This window comes from Enterococcus sp. AZ141, from assembly GCF_051714385.1.
Lineage (GTDB): Bacteria > Bacillota > Bacilli > Lactobacillales > Enterococcaceae > Enterococcus_D > Enterococcus_D entomosocium.
Genome location: NZ_JBIORT010000001.1, coordinates 3404091 through 3418367, shown reverse-complemented (window position 1 = coordinate 3418367; position 14277 = coordinate 3404091). Strand labels below are relative to the sequence as shown.

Genomic DNA, 14277 nt, shown 5'->3' with positions numbered 1-14277 from the left:
TAAATCGTGAATCCAAGAATTTTACTTATTATTCCAGCATATAATGAAGCAGAAGGTATTGTCCAAGTAATCGACAAGGTACTCGAGTATAGAAAAAAAACACCATATAATTTAGATTATCTTGTTATCAATGATGGGTCTACAGACAATGAGGAAGCGGTATTATTAGAAAACAATATTCATCATGTCGAGTTGGTGAACAATTTAGGTATTGGAGGAGCTGTGCAGACGGGATATCTGTATGCATTAGAACACGATTATGATATCGCGATTCAATATGATGGCGATGGACAGCACGATATTGAAAGTTTAAGTCAGTTGGTTGAACCGATTATCAATAATAAGGCTGATTTTACCGTCGGATCCAGATTTGTAGAAGACAGCACGTCGACGTTTAAATCTACTGGTGCAAGACAATTAGGAATCAGGCTTCTTTCAGGACTTATTTACCTTCTGACAAAAATGCGCGTCAAAGATGTAACGAGTGGTTTCAGAGCAGGAAACCGGCAAGTAATCAGACAATTTGCCCATCGATATCCGAGCCAGTATCCGGAACCTGAAAGCTACATGCATTTAGTAGCCAAAAACATCCGGGTGAAAGAGATTGGGGTAAACATGTTCGAAAGAACAACTGGTCGCTCAAGTATTCATTTTTTCGACTCGGCAGCGTATATGGTTAATGTCTCTTTGGCTATTCTGATTGCATCTTTGATTAAAAAGGAGGAATCCTAATGCCGGTTCAATTACAAATTATTGCTATTTTTTTAGCATTTGCTTTTTTTGTCTTAACTGTTTATTTGATTCGTAAAGATCATGCAGAAGTACGTCAAATGAACAAATGGCTTTTACTGGGAATAATAATGTTGATCGGTGCATTATTTCCCAAAGTAGGGACGACAATCGCCCACTTCTTAGGGATCACTACACTCACTTCTTTAGCATTATATAGTTTAACAGCCTTTTTATTGTTTATCACTTTAACAACTAGTATTGCATTGATAAATACGCAAAGACAAGTCAAAACATTAACACAAGAGTTATCTTTCTTGAAAAAGGAAATTAGAGAAATGAAAGAAGGAGAAAAATGAAGGGTATTTATTTTTCCCAAGACTTGACCCATGCTGGTGGAATTCAAAAGAAGATCAATCGACAAATTGAAGAGTTTGAAAAAAATGGTTTTTCCATGAAACCCTTAATAAACCCAAAAAGGAATATAGGTCATCTGTTTCTAAACCTAGTTCCTTTTTTTTCAAGACAGTTTTTTTTAAAAGAGAAAATAAATTGGCAAGAGTACGACTTTGTTTACATTAGAAAAAGTGCGGTTTTTGATAAAAGTGTTATCGATTTATTAAAGAAAATCAAGACAATGAATCCATCAATTATTGTCTTATTAGAAATTCCAACATATCCTTATATGAACGAATTTAAAGGAATTGTAAAATGGGACATTCAAGCCAAAGAACATCTCTGGACACCATATTTAAAACACTACGTTGATCGAGTTCTGACTTTTTCGGATGATGAAAAAATTTTTGATATACCATGTATCAATCTTTCGAATGCGTACGACTTTGCTAGTCCGATTGAAGGTAGTAATGAGGGAGATGGTGCAATCCGATTACTAGGGGTCGCAGCACTTTGTTTCTACCATGGATATGATCGCGTCATACAAGGACTGCACGAATACTATAATTTATCTGACGCTAAGAGAAACGTCATGTTCACTTTAGTCGGTGATGGTCCTGTCTTAAAGGACTATAAAAAGCTGGTCTCTGATTACCACTTAGAAGAAAAAGTGAAGTTATTAGGCAGAATAGAATTTTCTCAATTGGATCAGTTTTATCAGAATGCAGATATTGGGATTGACTCTTTAGCCCGTCATCGATCTGGAGTAACTTATAATAGTAGTCTAAAAGGAAAAGAGTATTTGGCGAAAGGGTTGCCGATTGTTTCTGGAGTGAAAACTGATTTGGATAATTGTGATCTTCCGTTTTATTATCGTGTACCGAGCGATGATACACCAATCAATATTCCAAGCTTAATTGAGTGGTACGATTCGATGCTTGAAAATTCTTCAAAAAAGGAATTAAGCGCAGCTATTTTTCAATATGGTCTTAGTCATTTTACTTTTGAAAAAACCTTTAAGCCTGTAATTGACTATTTGAGGAGTACAAAATAATGGATGAGAAAATCAGTATAATAATTCCAATGTATAACGGAGAGAAATATATAGGTGAATGTCTCACTAGTCTTATGAATCAAACCTATAAAAACATAGAGATCATCGTTGTTGATGATGGCTCAACAGACGATTCAATAGAGGTAGTTAATGAAGTCATAAAGAAAAACACCTCCAGAGTTATTCGATTAGTCAACAAGAGTAACGGTGGCCAATCAAGCGCTAGAAACGCAGGGATTTCGTATGCCAGTGGCAAATTGATTGCATTCATTGATTGCGATGATTTTGTTACACCGATTTAAACTGAAGGAATTATTTATGAGGACGGGCTGTTTTTCTATGAAATGATTGATAAGATAACGAAGATTTCATTGATTGATAGTAAAAGCTATTATTATTGAACAACAGAAAACTCAACTTTAACGAGTAAAATAAGCAAGAAGAATTTAGATGTTTTAAAGAAAAACAGATTAACTGAGAACTTTTTAGAGAAATATCCAGAAGCATTAGGGCAATTCTATCAAGAACACGCAATCTGAATGATTGTATTGCTGTAAAATGTATTTATGATAAAGCCCCATTTTTTGTCAATTGATAAGAGAAATCTTATCAATTTATCAAGAATATTAAAACATCGTATAGTAGCTTAGGAAGTAGGATCAGTGATATGAAGAAAACAATAGGAATCTTAATTCTAAATTATTTAGCTTTTGAAGATACAATTGAATGTGTGGGATCTTTAATGAATCAAACCTTTAAAGAGATAGATATCCTAATCGTAGATAATGATTCACCAAATGATTCATTCAAACGTTTATCAGATAACTTTGAAGATTCAGAGCAGGTTACCGTTGTAAAGATGAAAGAAAATCTTGGTTTTGCAAGAGGAAATAATTTTGGTCTATCACTTTTTAGAAAGAAAGGAATTGAAAGGGTCCTGGTTATAAATGGGGACACTCTCCTTGAAGATAGAACTTATTTAGAAAAACTAGCTTCAATATCGTACAATGAGGATATTGGCATGATTGGTACAAAAATTATCACCAGAGACGGAAAGAACCAAAATACACTAAATGTCAATCTAAAAAAGAAAGCAGATTTGGTTTTCCATAGAATGATATTGTTATTGTTGGAAAGCTCATTGCGTTTAAATATCTATCCGCACCTTAAGAAATTGATGACGCTTCGGGACAACGCGTATCAATCAGCTTCTTTTTCGGATGAAACCCAGGAAATACTTGATCCTTACGAGAAGACACTGCATGGTGCAGCAATCTTTTTTACCGAAAATTATTTGAGATATTACATTGGATTTTATCCGGAAACATTTCTTTATAATGAAGAAGATTATTTGGCAATCCTTTGTCAGCGGCTTGGATACAAACAACTGTATATACCATCGTTGAGCATTTATCACAAAGAAGATGCTTCGAGTGACTTATTATATAATGACAATCTGAAGAAGTCATATCTTTTTAAGTTAAAAAATGTAAAAAAGAACTTATCATTAATGAGCGGATTTTTTTCGTTATCAAATGAAGACTTAAAGAGAAGGATGAGTATCTAGATGAGAAATGCTTTTAGATCAGGTATGATTTTTACAGCAATCGGACAGTACAGCAATGTTTTGATCCAATTGCTGATAAACGTTGTACTGTCAAGATTAATACCAGTTGAAGAATTTGGGGTGGTAGCGAATGTTCAAGTTTTCCTAGTATTTTTCCAAATGTTTGTGACAGCTGGTCTAGGTCCGGCGATCATTCAGAACAAAGAGATGAAGGAAGAAGATTATGGGATTGTTTTTAACTATACAGTTCTGTTTGCTTTTCTGTTAGCTGTCGGTTTTGGGATATTCGGCCATTTTGTTGCGATTATCTATAATAATCCTATCTATAAATCGCTATTTTGGTTTATGTCGATCATTGTATTTTCAGAAGGAATGAACGTTGTACCAACAGCAATTTTAAATAAAGAATTGAAATTTCGAACCCTTAATTTGAGGCTCTTGTTTTGTAATCTTTTTGGTGCAATCTTTGGTATTGCCTCAGCTTTTGCTGGCTTTGGCGTTTATGCATTGATTTTAAGTGCCGCTATTCCTGCAATTGCTACGCTGTTTGCTAATTTTGCTGTAGTTAAGATCAAGTACACAAAAAGTTTAGACCCGCAACCTTTTAAAGTACTATGGTCATTCGCAAAAAACCAATTAGGTTTTACAATATTAAATTATTTTTCCCGTAATTCAGATAATTTACTAATTGGACGATTTTTAGGTCCCGTGCCCTTAGCAAATTATCAAAAGAGTTATCAAATGATTACTATGCCCAATACGGTATTTTTAGGTATTATTTCCCCAGTTCTGCAACCTGTTTTGTCACATCATCAAGATGATGTGAAGTTGATACGAGAAACGTTTTTAAAAATTGTCCATGTCCTAGGATTAATCGCATTTCCATTAACTATTTTTATGGTAATGAATGCTGAGGAAATTATCCTATTTCTCTTTGGTTCTCGCTGGTATGCCGCTGTCGTTCCTTTTTCAATATTGGCATTTAGTATATGGGCGCAGATGCTTACTTCTGCAACTGGAAGCATATTTATGGCAAGAAACCATTCAAAAACATTATTGAAAACGGGAATGATTTCAACTTTTTTGATTCTTAGTTTAACATTGGTTGGAATCAATTTCTCGAAGATAACTTACGTGGCTGCCTTTGTTTGTGTAGCGTACATCTTAAATTTTTTCACCTCCTACTGGATTTTGATGACAAAAGTCTTGGAAGGAAAACTTTCAGATGTTTTGAAGCAGCTGATCAGTCCAGTATGTATCAGTGTCGTTTTAGCAGCTGCTCTCTTTTTGTTCGATCATCTCATCACGATCAACACGAACTATTTTGTCTTACTGGTAATCAAAGGTATTTTATGGTTAATTCTATTGGTTTCATGTTTGTTGATTACAGGGGAAGTCAAAAAAATAAAATCTGTCTTCTAGATTTGCTATACTCAAGAAAAACTTGTGGTATTCAAATAAAAAACCGCATCTAATTAAAAAGGAGTGAGTAATTCATATGAAAAAAAGGTTGGCTAATTTCTTTCTGGTTCTAGTAATCCTTGCGAGCAGTTTCAGTCCAATCATTGGACTTGCTGAAACGAACGTTGTAAGACAAGAAATGACAAGTAACGCTTCAGAGAGTTTGACAAATGAGCAAACCAGCAGTACTGATTCAAATTATCAAAGCGGATCTACAGAAACGACGGAAATGTCGGATAGTACTTCTACAACAAATAGCGAAAGTACAAGTTCAACTTCAGTAAGTGACTCAAGTACGCAAGATATAACAGAATCATCTTCAAGTACGTTTGATTCTACGACAGAGCAGACAACGTCTTCTTCCAGTGAAGAGGATGATATTGAATTAAAATCCGCAAAAGGTTTACCGAACTTGAAACTAATGGTACATATACAAACAGATGGGGAAACAGAAGTACCGCCAGCTAGTAATGTTACTGGTGGTACAGTTGGACAGGCGAAGCGTTTGGAGGGAATGTCGCTCGCTATTGATCCAGACAGCACAGAACTGAAAGGTAGTATCGTTTATTCCACACATGTTCAAACTTATGGTTGGGATTTAGGCGAAAAAAGAGATGGCGAATTTTCTGGAACGATTGGTGAAGCTAAGCGCCTTGAGGCAGTCAAAATTAATTTGACCGATGAGTTAGCGGAGGGCTATGATATTTATTACCGCGTCCATTCACAAACGTTTGGTTGGCTTGGATGGGCGAAAAACGGGAATGAAGCGGGTACTTCTGGATTTGCTAAAAGACTAGAATCTATCCAAATTCAGTTAGTGGAAAAAGGTAGTCCAGCACCCGGGAGCACTGATAAACCTTATGTTTCAACTGACAATGTAACCCAACCTTCGCTTCATTTATCTTCGCATGTTCAAACTTACGGATGGCAAGAGTCCCAATCGAGCGGTCTTGTTTCTGGAGGTGTTACTGGAGAAGCAAAGAGATTAGAAGCGATTCAGCTTCGTTTAGATAATAATATTTATGATGGAGATATCGAATACCGTGCACATGTTCAGAGTTATGGTTGGCAATCCTACCAAACGAATGGTGCAATTGCAGGTACAGCAAATGAAGCTAAACGGATAGAAGCGATTCAGATCCGCTTGACAGGAACCTTGTCTCAATTATTTGATGTTTATTATCGGGTTCACATTCAATCGTTTGGCTGGTTAGGATGGGCGAAAAACGATCAAATGTCGGGAAGTGTCGCGCTCTCACGAAGAGTAGAAGCAATTGAAGTTCAACTTGTGCAAAAAGGAACGGCGCCGCCAGGAGATAGTACGATGCCGTTTATCTCCTACGAAACAATTGAAACACCAAGTATTCATTTGAGTGCACATGTTCAGACTTTTGGATGGTCGACGACGATTAATCCGGGCCAAGCAAGTATTGGAACAGTTGGTCAGGCAAAACGACTGGAAGCAATCCAGCTAAGTTTAGAAAACTCTCCAGTTACAGGTGGAATAGAATATCGTACGCATGTTCAAACCTATGGTTGGCAAGGGTATCAATCTAATGGGAGCACAGCCGGTACAACAGGTGAGGCGAAACGGATCGAAGCACTCCAAATTCGATTGACCGGCAATATTTCATTGCTTTATGATATTTATTATCGAGTGCATTCCCAGACTTATGGTTGGCTTGATTGGGCTCGAAATGATCAGCGGGCTGGAACGAGTTCGTTAGCAAAACGTGTTGAGTCGCTCGAAATAAAACTTGTGCCTAAAAATCAACCGGCACCAGGGTCGACAGCCAAACCGTATATCGAAATGCAAGAGTTTCTATTTGTAATGGGACACGGGGGAATCGACCCGGGAGCAGTGGGAAGCGGGACGAATGAGCGAGACTTTACAAGAAATGAATTGCTTCCATATTTGCGTAAGTATGCCAATCAATTGAAAGAAAGCAGAATTAATTTTTATGATGTGTCACGCGACATGTTTACTGACACTCGAAACGGACAAGGAGCACACCTTGTAAGTAACGCAATCACTTCAGTTACAGAATTTCATCTAGATAGCGGAGGTATCGGAGCTTCTGGGGGGCACGTCATAGTGAGACCAGGGGGATCCAATTCAATTAATATCGGGCTAGCGAATACCATTCGGACCTATGTCGGCTGGCATCCTTCATTTGTTAATTCGAATGGGTTGAGTTTTAGACAAGACTTATTGAATTTAAATATTTTCAGATCTAGAGGGATTGAGTATCGCTTAATGGAACTTGGCTTTATCTCCAATCCTTCAGATGTTGCGAGAATAAGAAACAATTTGGACAATATCGCAAAAAATATTGTGCAAAACGTGACCGGTGAAAAATTATAAAAGTTTTAAATGAGCAGAATACTTAAGTAAAAAAAAGAATGTCATTTCTTTCTGATGAGTTTTCATGTATAATGATACAAGTCAAAAAGAAGATATTAAGGAGGAGTTGTTTTGTCTAAACAACATCCAGAAGATTCTTTTAAGGAGAAAGTTATGGAGTCTTTAAAAGAATCAAGTTCAAAAAAAGAATCGATATCTGAACACAGCTTGTTGGATGACGATTCTGTGGGATCTCGTAGTAATCATCTAAATAAAAGTAAACATATAGAAGAAAAACAAAATCATTCAGCTTCTTCAGAAAGTTTGCGAGAAACTGTTTCTGAAAAAAACCAACGCAGATTGCAGCGCAGCAAGGAAGACAAAATAGTTAATAAGATCGTGTTGATTGTTGTTCTTGTTTTCTTAGTAATCGGCGGAATATTAGGTTTCTCAGCTTATCGATATGTTACTTCAAGTTTGCAGCCATTAGATCCAGATGATACTGAGAAGGTGACGATTGTTATTCCAAGCGGTTCATCGAATAAAGCAATTGGTGAGATCCTAGAGGATGAGAACATTATCAAAAGTGGAATGATTTTTAATTATTACACAAAATTTAATAATCTGACGGGCTTTCAAGCAGGAACATATCATTTTTCACCAAATATGACACTGGAAGCGATAAGTGAGCAGTTGCAAAATGGCGAAGGTTCGGTCACCTCTGATGCAAAAGTGACGATTCCAGAAGGGTTTGATGTGGATCAAATCGGTGATGCTCTAGCGGAAGCAACAAATATCTCGAAAGACGATTTCTTAGCTTTGATGGAAAGCGATGAGTTCTTTGAAAAAATGAAAGAAACCTATCCTGAGCTTTTAGCAAGTGCCGGCGATGCGCAAGGCGTGCGTTACCGACTAGAAGGATACTTGTTCCCAGCGACGTATGACTACTATACAGGGAATACCCTAGAAGAAGTCGTTACCCAAATGGTGGATAAATCAAATTCAGTCTTGTCCAAATATTTCGATCAAATTGCTCAAAAAGAAATGACGGTCCAAGAAGTCCTTACATTGGCTTCACTTGTTGAAAAAGAGGGTAGTAAGCTAGAAGATCGTAAAAATATCGCACAGGTATTCTTCAATCGTTTAGCGATTGATATGCCGCTGCAATCGGATATTTCGATTCTATACGCGTTAGGTGAGCACAAAGAGCTAGTCACTTATGAGGACACTCAAGTTGACTCTCCTTATAATCTCTATGTGCATACTGGCTACGGACCTGGACCATTCAACAATCCAAGCGAAGCAGCGATCCAAGCGGTCTTAGATCCAACACCGAACAACTACTATTATTTCGTTGCTGACATTCAAACCCAAGAAGTTTACTTTGCGGAAACCTATGAACAGCATATGCAATTAGTGGAACAATATGTAAACAATACCTCAAATTAAATTTTCATAGGTTTATAGTTTACATTTAAAAAAAAGCATGGTAATCTTTTGTGGACTCATCGCAAAAGATTACCTTTTGCGATTTATTAGAAGTTACTAAAAGGAGAAAAGAACTATGGTAGAAAAAGTTTACCCAATGACACTTGAAGGAAAAGAAAAGCTAGAACAAGAATTAGAAGAATTGAAAACGGTAAAACGCGGCGAGATCATTGAACGTATCAAGGTAGCCCGCAGTTTTGGCGATTTATCCGAAAACTCCGAGTATGAGTCTGCTAAAGATGAACAAGCGTTTGTCGAAGGCCGAATCACTACTTTAGAAAATATGATTCGTTTTGCAGAGATCATTGATAATGAGGGTGTAGACTCTGATGAAGTTTCCATCGGAAAAACTGTGATTTTTGTTGAGTTGCCTGATGGTGACGAAGAAGAGTACATGATCGTTGGTAGTGCTGAAGCAGATCCGTTTTCTGGTAAAATTTCCAATGATTCACCAATCGCTCGTGCTTTGATTGGGAAAAAAGTCAATGATGAAGTGACGATCTCAACGCCAGGCGGAGATATGCAAGTAAGAATCACAGAAGTAAAGAAAAGCTAGTCGCTTGATCACTAGGTAGATTTAGGTGACCCTGTTGTTCATTCTCCTTTAGGGAAATTGATCAAACAGGGTCTTTTTTCGGACCAGCGACGGATGGACAAACCATTTTTTTCAGGTATGATAAAGTAGAATTACTAGGAGGAGGAGCTTGAATGAAAAGTCCTTGGCGTTTTTTCTTTATTGTTGAAGCGCTCTTACTGCTTTTTGCGGTATGGCAAATTTTATCTAATCCGCCATTATTATTTTTATTAATACTTGGTGTGACGTGCTTGGTCCTTGTGAACCGAAGTGAGCGCAAGAGCAATTTTAAAAATTTCTTGATGGTCTCAAGTTCCATTGCTATTTTGATCAGTTTGTTAAATAGTCCAGCACTGTGGCTGATGCTGATTTTTGCGATTTTATTTATTGGTTTAAAAGGAGTCGAGATTACCGGAATCGACTTAACTAAAAATTCATTCTGGCGCAAAAAACAAATGATTATCGTTGAAACTGAAGAACCCAAAGTGGATCATCCGCTGAAACAAAAGCAGCAATGGTTAGGCAATGAACGGATCGGCAGTCAAGTCTATGAATGGGACGATATCAATTTAGATATCTTGACGGGAGACACTTTCATCGATCTAGGCAACACTTTATTGCCTAAGAAAGAAAACGTCGTGATCGTACGAAAAGGCTTTGGTAGAACTCGTATTTTAGTGCCTGCTGGCATAGCGATCAAATTAGAGCACAGTACTTTTATTGGCTCCGTTATCTTTGAAGGCGAAGAAACGAGCTTGAAAAATGAAAAAGTGACGATTTACAGCCCGGATTATGGCGAAAATAGTCGGCGTTTGAAAATCTTAACGAATACCCTTGTTGGTGATGTTGAGGTGATTCGGGTATGATTGGGAAATTTTCAAGAGGCATGATCGCTTTTTACGCAGGATTAGCAAGTTTTTTCACCATGATATTGATGCTGTTTTCCTATTTGTATGCCAGTGGGAAAAATAATTGGCTGATAGAAGTCTTTCAAATCAAACTCTTTTTTATCCCAATCGTCTTTCACTTACTTGTAATATCTGCATTGATTGCTTTAGCTGTCTTTTTACTGATTTCTTTTTTTCGCAACCGTCAATACGGTCCGGTGGAAGAAAAGCTAAGACTGTTAGCCAGCGGCTATATCGATAGCCCTTTATTGGAAACAAAGATCCCACATGCGTCTGAAAACCATTTGATTGCGAATGTGGATCGTGATATTGCCAGTATCCAATCGAAGATGAAACAGATGTCGATGGAATTACAGCAATTGAATGCGAAACCGCAGTTTGTTGATGGTCAGACGAAAGAAGAGATTTTAGAAGCAGAAAGGCAACGTTTGGCTCGTGAACTGCACGACTCTGTTTCTCAACAGCTGTTTGCCGCCATGATGATGATGTCTGCACTGAATGAGCAAGCGATTCGAACAGATGCTCCAGAAAGCCAAAAGAAACAGTTAGCTATGGTCACAGACATTATCAATGCTTCGCAATCTGAAATGCGGGCGCTCTTGCTTCATCTACGACCTGTAACTTTGGAAGGGAAGAGTCTAAAGCAAGGAATCGAGCAATTGTTAAAGGAATTAGAGACCAAAATCAAAATTCTATTGACTTGGGATATTGAAGACTTTACGATGCCTAGTTCGATTGAAGATCAACTCTTTCGCGTGATCCAAGAACTCTTGTCTAATACACTGCGCCACGCGAAAGCTGATGAGTTAGAAGTATACTTGCATCGCATCGATAATAACGTGTTATTGCGGGTGATCGATGACGGAGTTGGCTTTGATCCCCAAGATCAAAAGGCCGGCAGCTATGGCTTGATGAATATCCGAGAACGGGTAAGTGCTGTTGGCGGAACGTTGAAAATTATTAGTTTTAAAAATCAAGGAACCAGTATTGAAATCAAAGTTCCACTGTTGAAGGAGGCATAACGTATGATTAAAGTGTTGTTAGTTGATGACCATGAAATGGTTCGTCTGGGGGTCTCTTCTTATCTATCAATTCAAGACGATATAGAAGTAATTGGGGAAGCGGAAAATGGTCGAGTCGGGTATGAAAAGGCATTGGAATTACGTCCAGATGTGATTTTGATGGATTTGGTGATGGATGAAATGGATGGGATCGAATCTACGAAATTGATTTTAAATGATTGGCCAGAAGCAAAAATCATCATTGTCACTAGTTTTATTGATGACGAGAAAGTCTATCCTGCAATTGAAGCGGGTGCGGCCGGTTACCTGTTAAAGACGTCTACTGCTCATGAGATTGCGGAAGCCATTCGTGCAACCCAGCGAGGAGAGCGGGTCTTAGAACCCGAAGTCACCACGAAAATGATGGATCGTTTGACGAATCGGACACCAATCCTACATGAAGATTTGACCAATCGGGAACAAGAAGTGTTACTGTTGATCGCTGAAGGAAAGAGCAACCAAGAGATTGCGGATTCACTCTTCATTACGCTGAAAACAGTGAAGACACATGTGTCAAATATCTTATCAAAATTAGAAGTAGAAGATCGTACGCAAGCTACGATATATGCTTTTAAACATGGCTTGATAAAATAAAATCTTAATAATCATACCTCCTCATGGCAAGCAGGGGAGGTTTTTGTTATACTAAATAATGATCTGGCAAACAAAGGAGCGGTTGTGGTGAAGCAAAATTATGCAATTATTGGATTAGGTCGTTTCGGTGGAAGTATTTGTCGTACGTTGATTGAATCAGGTCAAGAAGTGTTGGCAATCGATAGCAACGAAGATCGTGTCAATGAATATATGAATATCGCCACCCATGCGGTGGTCGGCAACGCACAAGATGAGATGACGTTGCGTTCATTGGGTATCCGTAACTTTGACCATGTCATTGTTGCGATAGGTGAGGATATTCAAGCTAGTATTTTGGTGACCTTGATGGTAAAAGAAATGGGTGTTCCTAATATCTTAGCGAAAGCCCAAAACGAATACCATGCCCGTGTACTGGAAAAACTCGGCGCAGACCGTGTTGTCCATCCTGAACGTGACATGGGGATTCGCATCGCTCATAATCTAGTTTCCAAAAATATCTTAGATTATATTGAACTATCTGATGAATTTTCTTTAGCAGAGATTCGCGTGTCCAATCCACGCTTTTTCAATAAATCCCTGATTGAGCTGAATTTTCGACAAAAGTATGGTCTGACAGTCGTTGCGATTCGTCGGGGACCAGGACAAGTGATCGTTTCGCCTGATGCAGAGGCGATCGTGCGTGAAAATGACAATTTACTCGTGATCGGCAATACAGATGATGTAGATATACTCGATGAACATATGAATGATTAGGAGTGAAGAAAATGAACTTAACAATAAGTCCTGAAGCAATGCAATGGTTCAAAAAAGAGTTGGTGGTAGACCAAGGAAGCGGGATTCGTTTTTTTGGAAAAATTTATGGAAAGACACAAGTGCATGACGGATTTTCCGTGGGGATTTCAGTGGACAAACCAGAACGTCCGATCGTTGAACAAACCATTGACGGATTGCTTTTTTTTATTGATGAAGCGGATGAGTGGTTTTTCAAAGGCTATAATCTGACAGTTGATTATGATCAAACGTTGGATGAACCGAAGTACGATTTTAGTGAAGATAAAAAATAATGTGGATTCGGTCATAGCTGACCGGCTTCCCACGATTGGCTCTAGGAGATGAAACCGATGTTATCAATTGTTGTACCTTGTTTTAATGAAGAGGCGAGCTTGCCGATATTCTTTGAGGAAACAGAAAAGGTGAAGAAGTATTTAAACATGCCTTTTGAATATATTTTTGTTAATGACGGCTCTTCAGATCAAACACTACCTGTTTTAAGAGAGTTATATCGTGCCCATCCTGAAAGTGTTCGCTATTTATCTTTTTCGAGAAACTTTGGTAAAGAAGCGGCACTTTATGCAGGCTTACAAGCGGCGAAAGGCGATTTTGTCACTGTGATGGATGCAGATCTACAAGATCCGCCGACATTACTGCCAGAAATGTTTGCGATGCTGGAAGCAAAACCAGAGCTTGATTGTGTTGGGACCAGACGAGCAGATCGCAAAGGAGAACCGAAAATCCGTAGTTTTTTCTCAGATGCCTTCTATAATATTATCAACAAGATTGCCGATACCGAAATGGTAAATGGTGCCCGAGATTTTCGCTTGATGCGTCGTAATATGGTGGATGCCGTTTTACAACTGTCAGAGTACAATCGCTTTTCAAAAGGGATCTTCAGCTGGGTCGGCTTTGATACAGAATACATCGCTTATGAGAACCGGGAACGAGTCGCCGGTGAGACTTCGTGGTCATTTTGGAAACTATTCCAATATTCGATCGACGGGATTGTTAACTTTTCGGATACGCCGCTGAACATTGCTTCGTTTATTGGGGCGCTTTCCTGTTTTGGCTCTCTGATTGCTTTGGTATTTATAGTGATAAGAACCTTTATTTTTGGAGATCCGACATCAGGATGGCCTTCGATGGTCAGCATCTTCTTATTTGTTGGTGGACTACAATTGCTTTGTTTAGGAATCATCGGCAAGTATATCGGAAAAATTTTCTTAGAGACTAAAAATAGACCCTTGTATTTTTTGAAAGAAACCGAAAAAGATCAAGAAAAACAAAAATAAAAAAAGTGTACAAGTTGAAGGGTTTGCCTCCGACT

Annotated in this window: 15 protein-coding genes; all 15 read left to right on the top strand. The window is 38.1% G+C overall.

Annotation, left to right across the window (positions count from 1 at the left end; all coding sequences use genetic code 11):
* Positions 1-6: 6 nt before the first annotated feature.
* The 15 genes from IGI89_RS15725 to IGI89_RS15655 all read left to right on the top strand — a co-directional run bounded on the left by IGI89_RS15725 (position 7) and on the right by IGI89_RS15655 (position 14242).
* The gene (locus IGI89_RS15725; RefSeq protein ID WP_016621275.1) at positions 7-732 is read left to right on the top strand and encodes a glycosyltransferase family 2 protein; all 726 of its coding nucleotides are present in this window, start codon (positions 7-9) and stop codon (positions 730-732) included.
* Entirely contained in the window at positions 732-1088 is a 357-nt protein-coding gene (locus tag IGI89_RS15720) for a DUF2304 domain-containing protein (protein ID WP_005229543.1), read from the top strand. Before IGI89_RS15725 ends, IGI89_RS15720 begins: the two co-directional genes overlap by 1 nt.
* Positions 1085-2179, top strand: a complete 1095-nt coding sequence (locus tag IGI89_RS15715) for a glycosyltransferase (RefSeq protein ID WP_061053941.1) — start codon at positions 1085-1087, stop codon at positions 2177-2179. Before IGI89_RS15720 ends, IGI89_RS15715 begins: the two co-directional genes overlap by 4 nt.
* Positions 2179-2481 carry a glycosyltransferase family 2 protein gene (locus tag IGI89_RS15710; protein ID WP_016621277.1) on the top strand — a complete coding sequence of 101 codons (303 nt, stop codon included), beginning with the start codon at positions 2179-2181 and terminating at the stop codon, positions 2479-2481. The genes IGI89_RS15715 and IGI89_RS15710 overlap by 1 nt, the downstream gene beginning before the upstream one ends.
* A gap of 365 nt (positions 2482-2846) precedes the next feature.
* Positions 2847-3746 carry a glycosyltransferase gene (locus tag IGI89_RS15705; protein WP_061053942.1) on the top strand — a complete coding sequence of 300 codons (900 nt, stop codon included), beginning with the start codon at positions 2847-2849 and terminating at the stop codon, positions 3744-3746.
* Entirely contained in the window at positions 3747-5168 is a 1422-nt protein-coding gene (locus tag IGI89_RS15700; protein WP_061053943.1) for a lipopolysaccharide biosynthesis protein, read from the top strand. It begins immediately after the preceding gene.
* Between the two features lie 76 nt (positions 5169-5244).
* On the top strand, positions 5245-7572 hold the full coding sequence (locus IGI89_RS15695; protein ID WP_400449997.1) for an N-acetylmuramoyl-L-alanine amidase: 2328 nt from the start codon (positions 5245-5247) through the stop codon (positions 7570-7572).
* Positions 7573-7725: 153 nt separating this feature from the next.
* Entirely contained in the window at positions 7726-9000 is a 1275-nt protein-coding gene (gene mltG / locus IGI89_RS15690; RefSeq protein WP_400450285.1) for an endolytic transglycosylase MltG, read from the top strand.
* A gap of 115 nt (positions 9001-9115) precedes the next feature.
* Entirely contained in the window at positions 9116-9595 is a 480-nt protein-coding gene (gene greA / locus IGI89_RS15685; protein WP_005229556.1) for a transcription elongation factor GreA, read from the top strand.
* Between the two features lie 152 nt (positions 9596-9747).
* Positions 9748-10479 carry a cell wall-active antibiotics response protein LiaF gene (gene liaF, locus IGI89_RS15680; RefSeq protein ID WP_008379602.1) on the top strand — a complete coding sequence of 244 codons (732 nt, stop codon included), beginning with the start codon at positions 9748-9750 and terminating at the stop codon, positions 10477-10479.
* Positions 10476-11543, top strand: a complete 1068-nt coding sequence (locus tag IGI89_RS15675) for a sensor histidine kinase (RefSeq protein ID WP_008379604.1) — start codon at positions 10476-10478, stop codon at positions 11541-11543. The genes liaF and IGI89_RS15675 overlap by 4 nt, the downstream gene beginning before the upstream one ends.
* Before the next feature lie 3 nt (positions 11544-11546).
* On the top strand, positions 11547-12176 hold the full coding sequence (locus IGI89_RS15670) for a response regulator transcription factor (RefSeq protein ID WP_005236913.1): 630 nt from the start codon (positions 11547-11549) through the stop codon (positions 12174-12176).
* An 87-nt stretch (positions 12177-12263) separates the two neighbouring features.
* The gene (locus IGI89_RS15665) at positions 12264-12929 is read left to right on the top strand and encodes a potassium channel family protein (RefSeq protein ID WP_005229566.1); all 666 of its coding nucleotides are present in this window, start codon (positions 12264-12266) and stop codon (positions 12927-12929) included.
* An 11-nt stretch (positions 12930-12940) separates the two neighbouring features.
* The gene (locus IGI89_RS15660) at positions 12941-13240 is read left to right on the top strand and encodes a HesB/YadR/YfhF family protein (RefSeq protein WP_430601525.1); all 300 of its coding nucleotides are present in this window, start codon (positions 12941-12943) and stop codon (positions 13238-13240) included.
* Between the two features lie 57 nt (positions 13241-13297).
* Positions 13298-14242 (top strand): glycosyltransferase family 2 protein, encoded by a 945-nt coding sequence (locus tag IGI89_RS15655; RefSeq protein WP_061053946.1) that lies wholly within the window; start codon positions 13298-13300, stop codon positions 14240-14242.
* Positions 14243-14277: the final 35 nt, after the last annotated feature.

Excerpts from the sequence above, each read along its gene's own strand:
- IGI89_RS15720 (WP_005229543.1), top strand. The coding sequence starts at position 732 with ATGCCGGTTCAATTACAAATTATTGCTATTTTTTTAGCATTTGCTTTT.
- IGI89_RS15715 (WP_061053941.1), top strand. The coding sequence starts at position 1,085 with ATGAAGGGTATTTATTTTTCCCAAGACTTGACCCATGCTGGTGGAATT.
- IGI89_RS15710 (WP_016621277.1), top strand. The coding sequence starts at position 2,179 with ATGGATGAGAAAATCAGTATAATAATTCCAATGTATAACGGAGAGAAA.
- IGI89_RS15705 (WP_061053942.1), top strand. The coding sequence starts at position 2,847 with ATGAAGAAAACAATAGGAATCTTAATTCTAAATTATTTAGCTTTTGAA.
- IGI89_RS15700 (WP_061053943.1), top strand. The coding sequence starts at position 3,747 with ATGAGAAATGCTTTTAGATCAGGTATGATTTTTACAGCAATCGGACAG.
- IGI89_RS15695 (WP_400449997.1), top strand. The coding sequence starts at position 5,245 with ATGAAAAAAAGGTTGGCTAATTTCTTTCTGGTTCTAGTAATCCTTGCG.
- mltG (WP_400450285.1), top strand. The coding sequence starts at position 7,726 with ATGGAGTCTTTAAAAGAATCAAGTTCAAAAAAAGAATCGATATCTGAA.
- greA (WP_005229556.1), top strand. The coding sequence starts at position 9,116 with ATGGTAGAAAAAGTTTACCCAATGACACTTGAAGGAAAAGAAAAGCTA.
- liaF (WP_008379602.1), top strand. The coding sequence starts at position 9,748 with ATGAAAAGTCCTTGGCGTTTTTTCTTTATTGTTGAAGCGCTCTTACTG.
- IGI89_RS15675 (WP_008379604.1), top strand. The coding sequence starts at position 10,476 with ATGATTGGGAAATTTTCAAGAGGCATGATCGCTTTTTACGCAGGATTA.
- IGI89_RS15670 (WP_005236913.1), top strand. The coding sequence starts at position 11,547 with ATGATTAAAGTGTTGTTAGTTGATGACCATGAAATGGTTCGTCTGGGG.
- IGI89_RS15660 (WP_430601525.1), top strand. The coding sequence starts at position 12,941 with ATGAACTTAACAATAAGTCCTGAAGCAATGCAATGGTTCAAAAAAGAG.
- IGI89_RS15655 (WP_061053946.1), top strand. The coding sequence starts at position 13,298 with ATGTTATCAATTGTTGTACCTTGTTTTAATGAAGAGGCGAGCTTGCCG.